We start from the raw sequence: 16,855 nt of genomic DNA, 5'->3' as shown, positions 1-16,855 counted from the left end.
ACCTCGGATGGAGTCGTCGCCATGCACTTATCTAGGCGTCCGACCTGGAAGAACGGCATGAGATCGGTCATCGTGGCGGCGGTCGTCGCGCTCGCCCCCACCCTGACCGCACCGGCCGCGCGGGCCGCCGCACCGCCGGACATCCCGCTGGCGGGCGTCAAGGCCCACCTGTCGCAGCTCCAGTCCATCGCCACCGCCAACGGCGGCAACCGAGCCCACGGCCGGCCCGGCTACCTGGCCTCGGCCGACTACGTGCGCTCGCGGCTGGACGCCGCCGGTTACACCACCACCCTGCAGTCGTTCACCTACAACGGCGCCACCGGCTACAACGTGATCGCCGACTGGCCGGGCGGCGACCCGGACGACGTCCTGATGGTCGGCGCGCACCTCGACAGCGTGACGGCCGGGCCGGGCATCAACGACAACGGCTCGGGCAGCGCGGCCATCCTGGAGACCGCGCTCGAAGTGTCCCGCCAGGCGCTCCAGCCGACGAAGCATCTGCGTTTCGCCTGGTGGGGCGCGGAGGAGCTGGGGCTGCGCGGCTCGCAGTTCTACGTCAGCAACCTGCCGGCCGCCGACCGGACGCGGATCAAGGGGTACCTGAACTTCGACATGGTCGGCTCCCCGAACGCCGGCTACTTCGTCTACGACGGCGACAACTCGGACGGCACGGGCGCGGGGCCGGGCCCGGCCGGCTCGGCGCAGATCGAGCGGACGATCCAGGACTACTTCACCTCCATCGGCGTGGCCACGCGTGGCACCGACTTCGACGGGCGCTCCGACTACGGGCCGTTCATCGCCGTGGGGATCCCGGCGGGCGGCACGTTCACCGGGGCCGAGGGCGTCAAGACGGCCGCCCAGGCCACGCTGTGGGGCGGCACGTCCGGGCAGGCGTTCGACGTCTGCTACCACCGCGCCTGCGACACGACCGCCAACATCAACGACACCGCGCTGGACCGGAACGCCGACGCCATCGCGTACGCGGTCTGGACGCTCGGCACCGCCGTCCCGCCGGTGACGGTCTACTCCGAGACGTTCGAGACGGCCACGGGCTGGACGGTCAACCCGGCCGGCACCGACACGGCCACCCTCGGGCTGTGGGAGCGCGGCGACCCGGAGGCCACCGCGTCCAGCGGCGCCAAGCAGCTCGGCACCACGGTCAGCGGCACGAACGACCTGGTCACGGGCCGTCTGGCGGGTAGCGCCGCCGGCGACCACGACGTCGACGGCGGCGTCACCTCGATCCAGTCGCCACCCATCACACTGCCTTCGGCAGGGCCGCTGAACCTGTCGTTATCGTGGTACCTGGCGCACGGCTCGAACTCCTCCAGCGCCGACTACCTGCGGATCCGCGTGGTCGGGAGCAGCACGGCCACGGTGCTCAACCAGGCGGGCGCGGCCACCAACCGCAACGGGGCCTGGGCCACCGCCACGGCGAACCTGGACGCGTTCGCGGGCCAGACCGTACGCATCCTCATCGACGCGGCCGACGCCTCCGGAGCCTCGCTGGTCGAGGCGGGCGTGGACGACGTGAAGATCACCCGGTGAACGGGGAGGCGGTGTCTCCGGGCTGGAGACACCGCCTCGGCCGGACGGGTCCGGGTCAGCCCGACGAATCAGCCGTCAGGGCCGCCGCCTGGGGCACGGTCCTCGGCGGGATGGCCTTCAGGTTGTAGGCGAACCGGGCGACCGAGTCCGCGATGGCGTCGGAGTTCACGTCGAGCGCCGTGTCGTCGATGTTGGCGATCGTGTCGCACGCCTGGTGGTAGCAGGCGTCGTACGCCACCCCCGCCGTGCCGCCGAACAGCGCCGCCTCCTCGGGCGTCTTGAGGCCCTCGGCGCCGGTGAAGATGCCGCCTGACGGGATGCCGACGGCGATGAACGGCCCGTAGTCGGAGCGGCCGTCGAAGTCGGTGCCGACGGTCGGCAGTGAGCGGGAGCCGAGGAAGTCCGCGAGCTGCCGCTCGATCCGCGCCGACCCGGGCGGGCCGGCCGGCGAGCCGACGCCGTCGGAGTCGTCGCCGTCGTACAGCTTGTACGCGTAGTTCGGCGAGGCGATCATGTCGAAGTTCAGGTACACCCTGATCCGGTCGCGCTGCGCTTCCGTCAGGGAGTCCACGTACTGGTCGGCGCCGAGCAGGCCGAGTTCCTCGCCCGCCCAGAAGGCGAAACGCACCTTGTTCTTGACCGGGAGGCCGGCCATCTCCTCCGCGATCTCCAGGATGGCCGCGCTGCCGGAGCCGTTGTCGTTGATGCCGGGCCCCTCGGGCACGCTGTCGAGGTGGCCGCCGACCATGACGACGTTGCGCGGGTCGCCGGTGCGGCTCTCTGCGAGCACGTTGTCGTTGGTGCCGAGCACGAGGTCGGCGTCCACCTTGAGGCGGACGGTGGCTCCGGACGTACGGGCCAGTTCGTCGCCCACGGCGAAGTCGGCGAACACCATGGGGATCCCGGCCCGCCACTCGCCGAGGTCCAGCGGGTAGGCGTCCGTGCGTCCCGGCTGGCCCTCGTTGAAGATGATGATGCCGGACGCTCCGGCGGCGGCGGCGTTGTCCACCTTCTGCACGAACGGGCAGGTGCCGCGCTGGACGAGCGCGATCCGGCCGGACACGAAGCCGGCGAAGTCGGCCGTCTCGCAGCCGCTGGTCGAGCCGGGCGCCGGGGACGGCGGCAGCGTCAGGTCCACGGCCTGGACCGGCGCGGTCACGTCGCCCGACGGGGAGGGCTGGAAGGTGAAGAAGTCGTCGCCCGGCACGTACGACCGCGCGGCGGGCGCGGTGCGGTCGAGGACCGGCGGGCTGCTCTCGCGCCAGCTCTTGACGTACTTGATCGGCTGCCGCGTGACCTGGTAGCCGGCCTTGCGCAACTTGCCGGCCACGTAGTCGACGGAGGCGTCGTAGCCGGGCGTGCCGGTGGCGCGGGTGCCGCCGTTCGCGTCGGCGATGGCCTGGAGAGCCTCCAGGTGCTTCTTGACGTTGGTCCCTTTGACCTTCTTGACGAGCAGTCTGGCGAAGACGTCGTCGAGGCCGCCGGCGTGCGCCGGCGCGGCCGTGGTCAGGAGCAGGGCGAGCGCCGCGAGCAGCGCGATGGCGATTCTTCGCATACGTGTCCCCCATGAGTCATCAGGAAACGCGGCCTCTCCCCCCGAGCCGCCGCTGCCCGAACGTAACCCGGCCAGGAATCATCGTGAAGACCCACATGTGTGGCAAATCTCCGAGATTCCGACCGTCACTCCGCGCGGCGGGCGCGGGCGCGCCGCTTGCCCTCGTGCATGGCCTGCACGCGGGCGACCGGGATCGTGTGCCCCTCCGCGACGAGGTCGGCGGGCAGCCGCTGCGGCGCGGGCATCTGCCCGGCCCACGGGTCGGCGTCCTTCAGCAGCCCCGGCGCGGTACGCAGGGTGAAGTCGAGTGGCGAGACCCGATCGACGTCCGACCACGACAAGGGGAAGGAGACCGGCACGCCCGGCCGGATGCGGGGGCTGTAGGCGGCCACCACCGTGGCGCCGCCCGCGCGGGTCGAGTCGAGGAACACCTTGCCCGCGCGGTCCTCGCGGATGAACGCCGTGGTCGCCAGCGCCGGGTCCAGCCGCTCGGCGCGGGCGGCCAGCGCGCGGGTGGCCGCCGCCAGGTCGTCCATGGCCGTGTCCTCGGCGACGGGCACGAACACGTGCACGCCCTTGGCCCCGCTCGTCTTCACCGCCCCGGCCAGCCCGGCGTCCTCAAGCGCCTGCCGGACGAGCAGCGCGCCGCGCACGGCCAGCGAGAAGGAGTCGTCGTGCTCGGGCGGGTCGAGGTCGAGGACCATGTGGGTGGGATGCCCGCCGGCGAACAGCCCCGGGTGGTACTCCACCGCCCGCTGGTTCGCGAACCACAGCAGCGTCTTCCTGTCGTCGCACAACGCGTACGTCACCTGCCTGCGCGACGCCTCCGCCCACAGCGACACCGACCGCACCCAGTCGGGGGCGTACTTGGGCAGGTTCTTCTGCATGAACGGCGCCTGCCCCGGGCGCACGCGGATCACCGACAGCGGCCGGTCGCGCAGGGCGGGGAGGATGCGGTCGCGGACGGCGTCGAGATAGTCGACCAGGTCGCGCTTGGTGGCGCCGGCGCCGTCGAACAGCGCCTGGTCCAGGTTGGTGAGGTCGACACCGTCACGTGTCTCATCAGCGGCCACCCGCTCTACGATGCCGATGTTCGAACGTATGGTCAACAACCACGGAAGGTCGGCGATGACCCGATTTCTCTACCTCACCCGCCACGGCGAGGCCACGCCCGACGAGAGCCGGCTGACGGAGGCCGGCCGCCGCCAGGCCGCGCTGCTCGGCGACCGGCTGCGGGACGTGCCCCTCGCCGCCGTGCACCACGGCCCGCTGCCCCGCGCCGCCGAGACGGCCCGGCTGATCGGCGAGCGCCTGCCCGGCGTCCCGCTCCACGTCTCGGAGGCCGCCGGCGACTACGTCCCGTACGACGAGGAAGTGCCCCCGGTCTTCGCCGCCTTCGTCAGGCAGTTCACGGCGGACCCGGCGCTCGCGCAGGAGGCCCTCGACCTGTTCACCGGCCCGGTGGACGACGTCCGCCACGAGCTGGTCGTCACCCACAACTTCCTGATCGGCTGGCTGGTCCGCGCCGCCATGGACGCCCCCGCGCACCGCTGGCTCGGGCTCAACCACGCCAACGCCGCCCTGACCGCCATCCGCTACACCGAGGGCCGCCCGCCGTCCCTGCTCCTGTTCAACGACATGGGGCACCTGCCCGCCGAGCTGCGCTGGACCGGCTTCCCACCCGACCTCCGCGTCTGAGATCGCACCCGTCGGCATCCCCCCGACGAACTGGGTGTTCGGCCCACCGCCCACGTTTCGATCCGCGGGCGGGTGGGGTTATCGAGGCTTCGAGGTGCGGGACCACCTCGAAGCAAGGTGACGCGGATGCGTCGTGGTTCAGTAGCTGCCGTAGAGCCAGTTCCCGGGGGCGTCGGCGTCGGTGCTCGTGAAGAACTCGTCGACCAGCTTGCGCCACTCGTCCAGGTCCAGGTAGCCCCGTCCTTGGAGATCCAGGCGCTGGAACGCCTGGATCACGTCTCGCCGCGCCAGCCCGCATCCGACGGCGAACATGTCCACGTATTCGTCCTTGACCAGGCGACCGTCCCCGTTGGCGTCGGCGACCTCGAAGAACGCGTCGGCGGCACCACGGAACGCGTCGGCTCCGTCGGCGTCGGGAAGCGCCTCCGCCATCCGCTGCGTGAGTTCCTCGCGGGCGATGCGATGGTCGCCGTCGGTGTCCATGGGAGACAGCACCACCTTCCACCAGTGCTCCAGAGCGGCGCGCAGGCGGTGCGCCTCGGCGGAGTCGGGGGCATAGCCGCGGATCCGGGCGTAGCGGTCACCGATGGCCACCACGGTTGGCAAGGTCAGAGCGCCGGCCCCGTCGGGGTCGAGTACTTCGAAGAAGTGGTCGATCTTGCGCTGCTGGAGCTGGGTGAACATGGAGGATCCTTTCTGTTGTGACGCTCCGATGACGTACCGTCGCGTCGGTTCTCAGCCGCTCGTGTCGCGAAGAATGTCGACACTGGCCTTCTGAGAGAGGGTCTGGACGGCTGCGATGAGGAACAGGCCGGGCATTTTCGGAAAGACCGAAGCGTCCACGATGCGCAGCCCTTCCACTCCGTGGACCTTGAAGGAGCTGTCGACGACGGAGTCCTCGATGGTCCTTCCGAGCGGGTTGGAGCACGCCGCGTGGTGGCCGTAGTGCTCCTTGCGAATGAAGTCGCCGAGATCCTGGACGTCGGGGCCGGGGAAGATCTCGCCTTCGCCGGGCTCGAGGCGGTTCAGCTCGCGGCACATCTCGATGGCCTGCGTCAGTGCGGCGAGGTCTTTCGCTCCGCCCGCACCGTTGCCGAAGGCGCGGAAGTTGATGTCCGGGCTGTGGGTGGGGTCACCCGAACGCAGGCGCACGTAGCCGTTCCGGTCCCCGGTGTACCCCATGAGCGTCAACCAGGTCCAGGACTGGCCGACGTGTGCGAACGCCTCCTTGACCCAGTCGGGGTGGTGGGCCCGGAACTGGATGGGCACCCCGATCGTGACGCAGTTGGTGGCCGATCCGTCGGCGCCCTCGGTGCGATAGGTGATGCACGGAACGCCGAACTGGCCGAGTTGCGAATTCTCCGGGTCGGCCCGCCACCCGGACAGGCAGACGCTCAGCCGTGGCCCTGCCGGGCTGAGCGACTTGACGAGTGCGCCTACATAGGGATTCTCCGTCAGCTCCGGCAGGGCGTAGCGGTCGATGACGGAGATCTCGCGCCGGTCCTGCAGGTTGGTGCCGACGCAAGGTGAGTCGACGAGGACGTCGATGCCGTGCTCCCGCAGGTGGTCGGCGGGGCCGATGCCGCTCAGCATGAGAAGCTGCGGGCTGCTGTAGGTGCCGCCCGCGATGATGACCTCTCGACGAGCTCGGACCACCTGCCGCAGGGTTGCCCGCTCTTCCTCGGTCGTCTCCTGAAACTTCGGTGAGGCTTGGTAGAGGTGACGTCCGTTCAGGAACTGGACGCCCACCGCCCTCGGGCCTGTCTGTCCGGGCTCGAAGAGGATCTTCTCCACCAGCGCATCGCACTGGATCTCAAGGGTCGGGCAGTTTCGCTCGGCCGAGATGAGGCGATCCCGGACGCCGTGGCGCACGCCGCCCTTGATCCCGATCTGCAGGTGCCAGGGTCCTGGGGTGCCGACGTTGTTCTTGTCGTTGAGTTCCCCCGAGCGTTCGGCGTTCTCCATCGACTTGAGGAACCAGCCCGGGTCCTTGAGCGACGCGATCAGGTTGCCGGGATCGGTTCGGGGTGACTCCAGTTGGGCGAACGGGTTCTTGGAGGAGACGGCCTGCCATTCGAGCACCTTCTGCCAGTGCTGCCACATGGCTTCGTGGTGCCATCCGGTGTCGCCCGTCAGCTCCATGATGTCGTCCCAGTCGCTGTGCGCCGGGTACATGATGATGCCGGAGTTGTGGATGGCACAGCCGCCGAGGGCCGACGCCCGGGGGTAGAGGACCCCGTCCTTCTCATCGACCCACATGTCACCGTGGGCGGCCTTGCCCCCGTCGTTGTGCTGCACCCAGTACTCCCAGGCCACCTCAGGGTCCTCGGTGGCCTGGGCGAAGAACAGGGGAACGTCCCGGTAGACCTCGTTGCCGCTGGGCGGACCCGCCTCGAGGACGAGCACCGAGAAACCGGCCTCGGCGAGATTCGCGGCGACGGTCCCGCCGCCCGGTCCGGAGCCGACGACTATGTAGTCGTAGGTGGACGTTTCGGACGGATCATCTGCTTGAGCGTTGTCCATGAATGTCCCGGAGAATCGCAGGTTCGGTCCCGTGCGACGGACAGCAGCGGGAGCCGTTGAGCACTCACAGTCAGCACTCAAGCACGCAGAGTAACGATCGTCTGTGGCTGCTTGGTGATCCTTTGGTGACCCGTACGGGCGGCGAGGGCTCGGTCGATCTCGTTTCCCGGCGGGCGGGCGGCCCGGCAAGCCGCCCGTCGAGACGGCGGAGGCCAGGGTCAGAGCAGGCCGCCGTTTGCGCTGATGGTCTGCCCGGTGATCCACCCGGCGTCAGGACCCGCCAGGAAGGCGATGATGCCGGCGATGTCGTCACCTGTTCCCAGGCGGCCCAGGACGGTGTTGCGCGCGGCGCGTGCATGCAGCTTCGGCGGTAGCGACTGCTCGAGCATGGCGGTGTCGGTGGCGCCAGGGGAGACGCAGTTGACCGTGATGCGGCGTACTCCCAGTTCCAGCGCGGCGATGGCGGTGAACTGCTCGACGGCGGCCTTGCTGGCCGCGTAGATGGCGTTGCCCGGGGCCGGACGCCGCGTGCCGATCGAGGAGAGGTTGATCACTCGGCCACCGTCGGCGAGGCGGGCCGCCGCGTGCTGGAGCGCCAGGAATGTGCCTTTGGCGTTGACGGCCATCATCGTGTCGTAGGTTGCCTCGTCGGCCTCTTCGATCCGTCCGCTGGGCAGCCAGACCGCAGCGTTGTTCACCAGGATGTCGAGGCGCCCGACGGACTGCTCGGCCAGGTCGAACAGATCGGCGAGCTCGGAGGCCACCGCGATGTCGGCCTGTATCGGCTGTGCGCCGGTGGCGGCCGCGACCTCATGGGCGGCGTCCTTGGCCTGGCGGTAGCTGAAGACGACCCGTGCTCCTTCCGCTGTGAGCCGTTCGACGATGGATCGTCCGATACCGCGAGATCCACCGGTGACCAGTGCCGTCTTGCCCGGGAGTGAGCCCATGCCCATCCTTTACTCTGAGTTTCGAGTTGAATACACAGGGTAACTGTCGGGCAAGAAAATCACCGCCTCGGAGGGCATCTGTTGAGTGCCTGGGAAATCAACAGCCAAGCGATCCTGGAAGTCCTGGTGGCAGCGGTCCGCGGCATCCGGCCGGAACTGACCGGGCCGATCAGCGGTGAGGAGCACATCGCCGCCGAGCTGGGCCTGGATTCGATCGCTCGGGTGGAACTGCTGCTGGCGCTGGAAGAGGCGTTCGGCATGGAGGAGGAAGTGGATCCACGGATCTTCATGACTCCCCCGACCCTCAACAGCCTGGTGGAGCAGATCTGTGTCGCACAGGTGAGTTCACGATGAGCGGTTGCCCGGTTCCTGGTCCGCGGATCTACCTACGTGGCCCGGCCATGGCCGAGCACTTCTTCAACGCGGCCGACTCGGACCTGTCGCACGCCCGCGGCTGGGACCTGATCTTCGGCGACCGGTTCGGCAGAGGACTGCTGAACCTCGACGGCGAACCGCACAGGGCAGCCCGCAGAGCGTTGATGGCGGTCCTGAGCCGGAAGGCGACAGCCGAGTACGCCTCGGTGGCCGGCGAGATCCTCGACCGCGCCGTCCCGGCACTGCCCGTCGATGAGGCCGTTGACCTGCACGCTTTCACCAAGAGGGTGACGTTCGAGGTCGCGGCGGCCGTCTTCGCGGGGCTGTCGGCCTCAGAGGCGGCGGAACTCCTCGATCTGTTCACCACGCTGCAGGCACCCGATCTCGAACTCGGCACACCCGGCGGAGCCCGGTTGATCCGTGACTTCGCCCGGAGCCGCCGCCGGGTTCGCGCGCTGCTGCTGACCGCGCTCGACCGGGCAACCGCCGTGGACGACGAGCGCAGCTACGGGGTGGCGGGGTTGGTGGCGCGCCTGCGCGCATTGCCCGCCCCTCCCACGGATGAAGAGATCGCCGGCCATATCGCGATCCTGCTTCTCGCCGGATTCGAGACAACGGCGTATCTTTCGGCTCGACTGTTGTGGCTGCTCGCTCGCCACCCGGCAGAGCAGAGCGCCGTTCGCGAGGACCTGGCCGCCTCGGATCCAGGCGACTCACGGCTCCTGGAGGCTGCCTTCGCCGAAACCGCGCGGCTGCACCCGCCGCTGTTCTGGTTGCCGCGCCGAGCGGAGACCGACCTGGTCTTCGGAGACACCCTGCTACCTGCCGGCACCGAAGTGTTCTACTCCATCGCCGACACACAGCGCGATCCGGCGGCCTTCGCCGATCCAGACGAATTCCGACCCCGGCGGTTCGCCTCGACCGACACCAGGCGCGGCCGCTTCGCGATGACTCCGTTCAGCGCGGGCCGACGGCTCTGCGCAGGTATCCACGTGGGAACAATGGAGACCAAGCTGATCACCGCTGCCGTACTGCACCGCTTCCACCTCCACGCTCCACCAGGCCCGCACATCGGCGACGCCTCGCCCAACGGCACCAGCGTCACCCCCTCCGAGCCGCTCCTCGTGCGGTTGCAGGAGGTCAGGTGATGAGTGGCGGACTCGGCAGCGGCCGAGCTCTCGACTGTGCCACCCTGGCCGAAGCGGCGTCCATGCTTGATCCCGGTGTGACGGTGTCCTTCCCCGGTACCGGAGAGCAGCTCACGGCCGCCGACCTGGACCACGGATCCGAGCGATTCGCGGCCGGGCTGGTGGCCGCCGGAGTGAAACCGGGCGAGGTGGTCGGACTGCTGCTGCCCACCGGCCCCCAGGTGTTGCTCGGGCTGCTCGGCGTGGTGCGCGCCGGCGCCGCGGCGAGCATGCTGAGCGCGGCGGCCGGGACACCCGAGCGCTCTGCCGAGAGGCTGGCGCTCGTCGTCAGCTCCGCTCGGATGCGTCACCTCGTCGTGCACGAGGAGCACTCCGACATCGCGCACATCCTCCAGCGGACGTGCCCCGGCCTTGTCGTGCTGGACGCGAACCTGACCGCCCCACCCGGCCGGCTTCCCGAGGTCGCCGAGGGTGACCTGGCTGTCCTGCAGTACACCTCGGGCAGCACCGGCCATCCCAAAGGGGTGATGCTGCCGCACTCGGCCGTGCTGGCCGCGCTCCGGGCGATCGTCGCCTCGGCGCGCCTGACCCGCCAGGACACCATGGTGACCTGGCTGCCGCACTACCACGACATGGGCCTGTTCGGCCTGCTGGCGGTGCTCATGGCCGGTGGCAGCGGCCAGGTTCTGTCCCCGCTGGCCTTCATCCGGCGGCCGGCCCGCGTCCTGCAACTCCTGTCCGACCACGGCGGGACCCTGCTCATGGGGCCGAACTTCTCCTACGACAGGCTGGTGGCCGCCGCCACCCCCGAACTCGTGTCCGGCCTCGACCTCTCCCGCTGGAGACTGGCGTTCAACGGCGCCGAAACGGTGAAGGCGTCCACCGTGGATGCCTTCACCCGATGCTTCGCCTCAGCGAGGGTGCCGGAGTCGGTGATGTACCCGGTGTACGGGATGGCCGAAGCCACCCTGCCCATCACGTTTCCCGAGCCTGGAACCGTCCCGCGCATCATCCACGTGGACCGGACGCAACTGTCCGACCACGGCCGGTGCGTGCTGGCGGCCCCCCACGATCCAGCCGCCAAACCACTGGTGAGCGTCGGCCGCCCGGTCCAGGACCTGCGATTGAGACTCGTCGATGCGAACGGATCCGACTGCGCGCCGGGACAGGTCGGCGAGATCCAGATCAGCGGTCCTTCCGTGACCTCCGGCTACTACGCCGACCCAGCCGCCACCGCCGCGCTTTTCGAAGGCCCATGGCTGCACACCGGGGACCTCGGATTCCAACTCGATGGCGACCTGTTCATCGCCGGCCGCAGCAAAGAAATGATCATCGTTCGAGGGCAGAACTACTTTCCCGAAGACGTCGAAGTCCTCGCCGCCCGGCAGACCGGCGTGCATCGCGGCCGGTGCGTCGCCTACGCCGAGAACGAGCACGTCGTGGTCGTCGCCGAAATCGCCCCTCGCCACGACCCGACCGTCGTCTGCACCGAGATCCGCCAGACGATAGCCGATCACCTGGCGCTGACGGCCGTGTACGTCCACCCGGCGCGGCCGGGCTGGCTGCCCCGCACCACCAGCGGGAAATGGCAACGAGCCCTGACCCAGCGACGGATCAGCGAACAGAACACCATCCTCACCAGCCCGACCCGGGACCGCACGGCTTCCGGTGCAACTCCTGATCATGGAGAACGCACCTGAAGAGTACGGTGATCCAGGCATCGACCCGGTCGGCGACGTCGCCGTGTGAGACACCTTCCCGCCAAGCCCTCGCCTGACCGCACCATGATGACGTCGCCGAGCTGCGCCGGCCCGGCTTCCCACCCGAGCTCCGCGTCTGAGACCGCCCCTGTTACAGTGGGCCGTTGACGCGGGGTGCCCGGAAGGCCGGGCTGAGATCACACCCGTCGAACCTGATCTAGTTCGGACTAGCGAAGGGACGTCACAGCCGTGAACGCTGTCCCCAAGGTCCTGTCCATCGCGGGCACCGATCCCAGCGGCGGCGCCGGGATCCAGGCGGACCTGAAGACCTTCTCCGCGCTCGGCGCGTACGGCATGACCGTCGTGACCGCGCTGGTGGCGCAGACCACGACGGGCGTGACCGGCATCCACGAGGTGCCCGCCGCGTTCGTGGCCGAGCAGCTCGACACGCTGCTGGCCGACGTGCCGGCCGACGCCGTGAAGATCGGCATGCTGGGCAACGCGGCGCTGATCAGGGCGGTGGCGGCGGCACTGGACGCGTACCGGCCGGCGTACGTCGTGCTCGACCCTGTCATGGTGGCCAAGAGCGGTGACCGGCTGCTCCCGTCCGACGCGGTGGCCGAGCTGCGCGCGACGCTGCTGCCCCGGGTCGATCTGATCACCCCCAACCTGCCCGAGGCGGCCGACCTGCTCGACGAGAAGCCCGCCGCGAGCCTGGCCGAGATGCACGACCAGGCCGGGCGGCTGCGGGCGCTGGGCGCGCGGCAGGTGCTGCTCAAGGGCGGCCACCTCGACGGCGACACCTGCGTGGACGTGCTGGCGACGCCCGAGGGCACGATCGAGCTGGCCGCCCCCCGCGTGCGCACCCGCAACACGCACGGCACGGGCTGCACGCTGTCGTCGGCCATCGCCGCGCTGCGTCCCCGCCACGACGACTGGGCGGGCGCGGTGCGCGCGGCCAAGGAGTACCTGACCGGGGCGCTGCGCGCGGCCGACAGCCTGCACGTCGGCCACGGGCACGGCCCCGTCCACCACTTCCACGCCATCTGGTGAAGGGCTCCGCCATGTTCAGCGACGACGTCTGGCAGCGCACGGCCGAGCTGATGCGCGCCATCCACGAGCACCCGTTCATCCAGGCCCTCGGCGACGGGAGCCTCGACCCCGGCCGGTTCGGGTTCTACATCGTGCAGGACGCCCGCTACCTGGAGGCGTTCTCCAGGGCGCTGGCCACGGCCTCGGCGCGGGCCTCCGACCCGGCGGACGCGGCGTTCTGGGCGCAGAGCGCGCACACCGCGCTGGCCGCCGAGCGCATGCTGCACGCCGGGTACGTCGAGGAGCTGGGGGCCGGGGACCTGGCGACGTCGCCGACGTGCCTGGCGTACGCGTCGTACCTCCAGGCCACGGCTCTGACCGCGCCCTACCCGGTGATCGCGGCGGCGGTGCTGCCGTGCTTCTGGATCTACCAGGACGTCGGCACGGCGCTGCTGAAGCGGGCCGGCGGCACCGAGGGCCACCCGTACGGCAGGTGGATCTCCACCTACTCCGACCCCGGCTTCGCCGCCTCCGTCGAGCGGGCCAAGGGCATCGCCGACCGGCTCGCCGGCGCCGCCGGCCCGGACACCCGCGCGGCGATGGCGCGGGCGTACTGCCGGGCGGCGGCGTACGAGTGGATGTTCTGGGACAGCGCGTGGCGGCGCGAGAGCTGGCCCACGGAGGGCTGGCTCGCGCCCTGACGAGCCCGGCTCGGGTCAGCCGCCGGCCTTGGCGATCGCCTCCTTCTCCTCGCGGGTGGCGATGAGCCCGGCCGGCGCGTAGATCTTCGACTCCTCGAACGGCGCCTCGGTGGTCGCCAGCGGCTCACGCGCCCGGATCGCCTTGAGCCACACGCGGGCGGCGTCGACGATCACCACGATGATCAGGATCGCGAACAGCGCCGCGAGGACGCCGTCCACGGTGGAGTTGAGCACGATCTGCCGCATCGCGCCGGTGCTCTTGGCCGGGGCGAGCAGTTGGCCCTGGTCGAGCGCGGCCTGGTAGCGGTCGCGCTGGGCGAAGAAGCCGAGCGTGGGGTCGGACGAGAACACCTTCTGGTAGCTGGCGGTCAGCGTGACCGCCACGTCCCAGGCCAGCGGCACGCCGGTCACCCAGGCCCACTTGAGCCGGCCGCTCTTGATCAGCAGGGTGGTGGCCACGGTCAGCGCGACGGCCGCGAGGAGCTGGTTGGCGATGCCGAACAGCGGGAAGAGCTGGTTGATGCCGCCGAGCGGGTCGTTGACGCCCTGGTAGAGGAAGTACCCCCAGGCGGCCACGACCACGGCGCTGCTCGCGATCAGCCCCGGCCACCAGCTCACCCGGGAGATCGGCTTCCACAGGTTGCCCAGCGTGTCCTGGAGCATGAACCGTCCGACTCGGGTGCCCGCGTCGACGGTGGTGAGGATGAACAGCGCCTCGAACATGATCGCGAAGTGGTACCAGAACGCCTGGAGCGCCCCGCCCCCGAGGAAGCCGGAGAAGATCTGCGAGATGCCCACGGCCAGCGTGGGCGCGCCGCCCGTACGGGCGATCAGCGTCTCCTCCTGCACGGCCGCGGCGGCGGCCTGCAGTTGCTCGGGCGTGATGACGAAGCCCATGTTCGTGACCGCCTCCGACGCGGTCTGCACGGTGGCTCCGACGACGCCCGCCGGGGAGTTCATCGCGAAGTAGAGCCCGGGGCTCAGCACGCTGGCGGCCGTGATCGCCATGATGGCCACGAACGACTCCATCAGCATGGAGCCGTACCCGATCATGCGGACCTGGGTCTCCTTCTGGATCATCTTGGGCGTCGTGCCGGACGAGATCAGCGAGTGGAACCCCGACAGCGCGCCGCAGGCGATGATGATGAACACGAACGGGAACAGCGACCCGGCGAAGACCGGCCCCTTGCCGTTGAAGGCGAAGTCGGTGAAGGCGGTGGTCCGCAGCGGCGGCATGGTGACGGCGATGCCGACCGCGATCAGCACGATCGTGCCGATCTTCATGAAGGTGCTCAGGTAGTCGCGCGGCGCGAGCAGCATCCACACGGGCAGCACGGCCGCGACGAACCCGTACGCGATCAGCCACAACGCCAGCGCCGATGGGCTCAGCGTGAAGAACGGCGCCCAGCTCGACCCCTGCACCCAGCCGCCCGCCATGATCGCCAGGATCAGCAGCGCGACCCCGATGACCGTGGTCTCGACGACCTTGCCCGGCCGGATCACCCGCAGGTAGAACCCCATGAACAGGGCGATCGGGATGGTCATGGCGATGGAGAAGACCCCCCACGGCGACTGCGCGAGGGCGTTGACCACGACGAGCGCCAGCACGGCCAGCAGGATGATCATGATGGCGAAGACCGCGACCAGCGCGGCGGCCCCGCCCACCGGGCCGATCTCCTCGCGGGCCATCTGCCCGAGGCTCCTGCCGTTGCGCCGCATGGAGAAGAACAGGATCACCATGTCCTGGACGGCCCCGGCGAAGATCACCCCCGCGACGATCCAGATGGTGCCGGGCAGGTAGCCCATCTGGGCCGCCAGCACGGGCCCGACCAGCGGCCCGGCCCCGGCGATGGCGGCGAAGTGGTGGCCGAACAGGATGCGGCGGTCGGTCGGCTGGTAGTCGATGCCGTTGTCGAGCCGCTCGGCCGGGGTCGCCCTGCGGTCGTCGGCGCGCAGCACCTTGCGCACGATGAAGCGGGCGTAGAACCGATAGGCGATGGCGTACGAGCCGAGCGCCGCGCACAGCAGCCACACCGCGTTGACGTTCTCGCCCCTGGACAGGGCGAGCACCGCCCACCCGACGGCCCCGACGACGGCCACCGCCGTCCAGATGATGATGGAACGCAGCTTCACCGGTTACCTCCTATATAGCGGGTCATATATAGGGCGCCCCAGGCAGCAGCGCAGACCGGCGTCCGGCGGCAGATCGGAGACGAAGCGCCGCCAGCGCCACAGCGGGCGGCAGTCGATCGTGACGGGCAGGTCGGCGAGGTGCGACCAGGCGGTCGGATGGGCGTGCACGAGGCCGGCGGGACCCAGCGGGCGGGTTCGGCGGGGCAGTTTCGAGCGGCGCAACGCCCTGAGCGAGAACTCTCCGGCATCCCCGCAACACAGGCCGGTCCGGTGCCAGTCGAAGAAGAGCACTTCTTCGCTTCGCAGTGCCTGCCGGGCCGCGGGGGTGAGCGTGATGCGGGACATCTGTGGCTCCTGAAAACAGGCAGCTCAGAAATTACCGTCGGCTTTCCCGCCGCCGTCGGGGTTGAAACTCCGCCCGGCGGCACGGCGGCGGAAAGCGGGTCCGGCGCGGCTCGACGTGATGCGTGATCGGGTCACGGCCGACCGGCCCGACCTGTCCGTCCGTCTTCACGTGCTCGGCCGCGCCCACGGTGGCGGGTGAACCGGTGCCCGCCCAGCCACCGGGCCGCCGTGATCCAGCACACGCCCCAGAGCAGGAAGAACGGCGACCACAGCAGCAGATCCCAGTACGCCAGCTCGTGGGCCAGCGCCACGTGCCCGGACGGTGGCGGACGGACTCCGGTCAGCAGCAGCGTGTCGCCGACGAAGCCGAAGCCCAGCAACCCGATCGACCGGGCGATCATGAAGATCCCCAGCGTCCAGGTGATCGTCAGCAGCAGCCGGCGCGGCACGGCCGCACCCCAGGGCCGCACCGTGGCCAGCGCGACGACGACACCGACCATCGCGGCGACGGCGAGCACCCAGTGGCTCGTCACGAACAGCGGATCACGCGCGAGCAGCCGTTCGCGCAGGTCAGGGGGCAGCGGGTCCTTGTCCGCCAGGGCATCGGCACCCAGCGCCTGGGCGAGTTTCATCGATCCGTACGCCGACGCGCACACCGCCGCGCCGTAGGCGCCCACCCACGCTCGATCAGCTCGTGGCATGTCTGACCACCGCATAGGACCGGACCATCTCGAGGAACAGCCCGATCACCACGATTCCGACCACGCCGTGATACCACTGCCAGCCCACACCGATGCCGGCGAAGCCGTCCACGATCATGATCCCCGCGCCGCCCCCGACGGCCGGCAACATCCCGCCCAGTACCAGCACCATCAACGCCTTCGGCGCCCTGCGCCCCGGGGCCGTGACCGTGATGACGGCGAGGCACGCGCCCACCACGCCGGACGCGCTCGCGAGCCACTGTGCGGTGTCCGCCGCCATGAAGTAGCCGCCGGTCTCCGCGTCCGACACGGGTGGACCGCCCGGGAACCCGAGCCGGGACTGAAGCGCGAAGGCCGCCTTGCCCGCGGGGTAACCGAGGAGCAGCACCGCGAGCGCATACGCCGGCCAGCGCCGTGGACGAGCGAGATCAACCATGGTCACGACCGTA

Annotated in this window: 16 protein-coding genes and 1 riboswitch; of the genes, 7 read left to right on the top strand and 9 right to left on the bottom strand. The window is 70.1% G+C overall.

Going from position 1 to position 16,855, the window contains the following annotated elements; all coding sequences use genetic code 11:
• Window positions 1–57: 57 nt before the first annotated feature.
• The gene (locus FAF44_RS10845; protein WP_308193310.1) at window positions 58–1,548 is read left to right on the top strand and encodes a M28 family peptidase; all 1,491 of its coding nucleotides are present in this window, start codon (window positions 58–60) and stop codon (window positions 1,546–1,548) included.
• 55 nt (window positions 1,549–1,603) lie between these two features.
• On the opposite strand, the gene FAF44_RS10840 is transcribed toward FAF44_RS10845, so the two are convergent.
• Both FAF44_RS10840 and FAF44_RS10835 read right to left on the bottom strand, forming a co-directional pair.
• Window positions 1,604–3,103 carry a M28 family metallopeptidase gene (locus FAF44_RS10840; RefSeq protein WP_237102945.1) on the bottom strand — a complete coding sequence of 500 codons (1,500 nt, stop codon included), beginning with the start codon at window positions 3,101–3,103 and terminating at the stop codon, window positions 1,604–1,606.
• 125 nt (window positions 3,104–3,228) lie between these two features.
• Complete coding sequence (locus FAF44_RS10835) at window positions 3,229–4,176, bottom strand: DNA polymerase domain-containing protein (RefSeq protein WP_237102944.1); 948 nt, start codon at window positions 4,174–4,176, stop codon at window positions 3,229–3,231.
• 55 nt (window positions 4,177–4,231) lie between these two features.
• On the opposite strand from FAF44_RS10835, the gene FAF44_RS10830 reads away from it, so the two are divergent.
• On the top strand, window positions 4,232–4,801 hold the full coding sequence (locus FAF44_RS10830) for a histidine phosphatase family protein (protein WP_237102943.1): 570 nt from the start codon (window positions 4,232–4,234) through the stop codon (window positions 4,799–4,801).
• Between the two features lie 138 nt (window positions 4,802–4,939).
• Here FAF44_RS10830 and FAF44_RS10825 read toward each other — a convergent pair whose 3' ends face one another.
• From FAF44_RS10825 to FAF44_RS10815, 3 genes are all read right to left on the bottom strand, one after another.
• A complete protein-coding gene (locus FAF44_RS10825; protein ID WP_237102942.1) occupies window positions 4,940–5,485 on the bottom strand; it encodes an EF-hand domain-containing protein in 546 nt (181 codons plus the stop codon).
• A gap of 51 nt (window positions 5,486–5,536) precedes the next feature.
• Entirely contained in the window at window positions 5,537–7,324 is a 1,788-nt protein-coding gene (locus tag FAF44_RS10820; protein WP_237102941.1) for a GMC family oxidoreductase, read from the bottom strand.
• 218 nt (window positions 7,325–7,542) lie between these two features.
• Window positions 7,543–8,277: an SDR family oxidoreductase gene (locus tag FAF44_RS10815; RefSeq protein ID WP_237102940.1), complete on the bottom strand. Its 735-nt coding sequence runs from the start codon at window positions 8,275–8,277 to the stop codon at window positions 7,543–7,545.
• Between the two features lie 75 nt (window positions 8,278–8,352).
• Between FAF44_RS10815 and FAF44_RS10810 the strand changes: the two genes are divergently transcribed.
• The 5 genes from FAF44_RS10810 to FAF44_RS10790 all read left to right on the top strand — a co-directional run bounded on the left by FAF44_RS10810 (window position 8,353) and on the right by FAF44_RS10790 (window position 13,227).
• Window positions 8,353–8,625: an acyl carrier protein gene (locus FAF44_RS10810; RefSeq protein ID WP_237102939.1), complete on the top strand. Its 273-nt coding sequence runs from the start codon at window positions 8,353–8,355 to the stop codon at window positions 8,623–8,625.
• Between the two features lie 47 nt (window positions 8,626–8,672).
• Window positions 8,673–9,794, top strand: coding sequence for a cytochrome P450 (locus tag FAF44_RS10805; RefSeq protein ID WP_237102938.1), 1,122 nt, complete (start codon window positions 8,673–8,675; stop codon window positions 9,792–9,794).
• A complete protein-coding gene (locus FAF44_RS10800) occupies window positions 9,794–11,494 on the top strand; it encodes an AMP-binding protein (protein ID WP_237102937.1) in 1,701 nt (566 codons plus the stop codon). Before FAF44_RS10805 ends, FAF44_RS10800 begins: the two co-directional genes overlap by 1 nt.
• Before the next feature lie 160 nt (window positions 11,495–11,654).
• A riboswitch (TPP riboswitch) is annotated at window positions 11,655–11,750 on the top strand.
• The gene (thiD, locus tag FAF44_RS10795) at window positions 11,744–12,547 is read left to right on the top strand and encodes a bifunctional hydroxymethylpyrimidine kinase/phosphomethylpyrimidine kinase (protein ID WP_237102936.1); all 804 of its coding nucleotides are present in this window, start codon (window positions 11,744–11,746) and stop codon (window positions 12,545–12,547) included. (Overlaps the previous riboswitch by 7 nt.)
• Before the next feature lie 11 nt (window positions 12,548–12,558).
• Window positions 12,559–13,227 carry a TenA family protein gene (locus tag FAF44_RS10790; RefSeq protein WP_237102935.1) on the top strand — a complete coding sequence of 223 codons (669 nt, stop codon included), beginning with the start codon at window positions 12,559–12,561 and terminating at the stop codon, window positions 13,225–13,227.
• 15 nt (window positions 13,228–13,242) lie between these two features.
• Here FAF44_RS10790 and FAF44_RS10785 read toward each other — a convergent pair whose 3' ends face one another.
• The 4 genes from FAF44_RS10785 to FAF44_RS10770 all read right to left on the bottom strand — a co-directional run bounded on the left by FAF44_RS10785 (window position 13,243) and on the right by FAF44_RS10770 (window position 16,842).
• Entirely contained in the window at window positions 13,243–15,360 is a 2,118-nt protein-coding gene (locus tag FAF44_RS10785; protein WP_237102934.1) for a carbon starvation CstA family protein, read from the bottom strand.
• Between the two features lie 3 nt (window positions 15,361–15,363).
• Window positions 15,364–15,705, bottom strand: coding sequence for a hypothetical protein (locus FAF44_RS10780; protein WP_237102933.1), 342 nt, complete (start codon window positions 15,703–15,705; stop codon window positions 15,364–15,366).
• A 131-nt stretch (window positions 15,706–15,836) separates the two neighbouring features.
• Window positions 15,837–16,406: a DUF3995 domain-containing protein gene (locus FAF44_RS10775; protein WP_237102932.1), complete on the bottom strand. Its 570-nt coding sequence runs from the start codon at window positions 16,404–16,406 to the stop codon at window positions 15,837–15,839.
• Window positions 16,393–16,842 (bottom strand): hypothetical protein, encoded by a 450-nt coding sequence (locus tag FAF44_RS10770; RefSeq protein ID WP_237102991.1) that lies wholly within the window; start codon window positions 16,840–16,842, stop codon window positions 16,393–16,395. Before FAF44_RS10770 ends, FAF44_RS10775 begins: the two co-directional genes overlap by 14 nt.
• Window positions 16,843–16,855: the final 13 nt, after the last annotated feature.

This window comes from Nonomuraea sp. MG754425 (assembly GCF_021699195.1).
Taxonomy (GTDB): Bacteria; Actinomycetota; Actinomycetes; order Streptosporangiales; family Streptosporangiaceae; genus Nonomuraea.
This window is presented reverse-complemented; position numbering and strand designations above follow the sequence as displayed.

Coding starts and splice junctions, on each gene's coding strand:
- FAF44_RS10830 (WP_237102943.1), top strand. CDS start 4,232: ATGACCCGATTTCTCTACCTCACCCGCCACGGCGAGGCCACGCCCGAC.
- FAF44_RS10820 (WP_237102941.1), bottom strand. CDS start 7,324: ATGGACAACGCTCAAGCAGATGATCCGTCCGAAACGTCCACCTACGAC.
- FAF44_RS10780 (WP_237102933.1), bottom strand. CDS start 15,705: ATGTCCCGCATCACGCTCACCCCCGCGGCCCGGCAGGCACTGCGAAGC.
- FAF44_RS10790 (WP_237102935.1), top strand. CDS start 12,559: ATGTTCAGCGACGACGTCTGGCAGCGCACGGCCGAGCTGATGCGCGCC.
- FAF44_RS10845 (WP_308193310.1), top strand. CDS start 58: ATGAGATCGGTCATCGTGGCGGCGGTCGTCGCGCTCGCCCCCACCCTG.
- FAF44_RS10770 (WP_237102991.1), bottom strand. CDS start 16,842: ATGGTTGATCTCGCTCGTCCACGGCGCTGGCCGGCGTATGCGCTCGCG.
- FAF44_RS10825 (WP_237102942.1), bottom strand. CDS start 5,485: ATGTTCACCCAGCTCCAGCAGCGCAAGATCGACCACTTCTTCGAAGTA.
- FAF44_RS10800 (WP_237102937.1), top strand. CDS start 9,794: ATGAGTGGCGGACTCGGCAGCGGCCGAGCTCTCGACTGTGCCACCCTG.
- FAF44_RS10815 (WP_237102940.1), bottom strand. CDS start 8,277: ATGGGCATGGGCTCACTCCCGGGCAAGACGGCACTGGTCACCGGTGGA.
- FAF44_RS10805 (WP_237102938.1), top strand. CDS start 8,673: ATGGCCGAGCACTTCTTCAACGCGGCCGACTCGGACCTGTCGCACGCC.
- FAF44_RS10775 (WP_237102932.1), bottom strand. CDS start 16,406: ATGCCACGAGCTGATCGAGCGTGGGTGGGCGCCTACGGCGCGGCGGTG.
- FAF44_RS10840 (WP_237102945.1), bottom strand. CDS start 3,103: ATGCGAAGAATCGCCATCGCGCTGCTCGCGGCGCTCGCCCTGCTCCTG.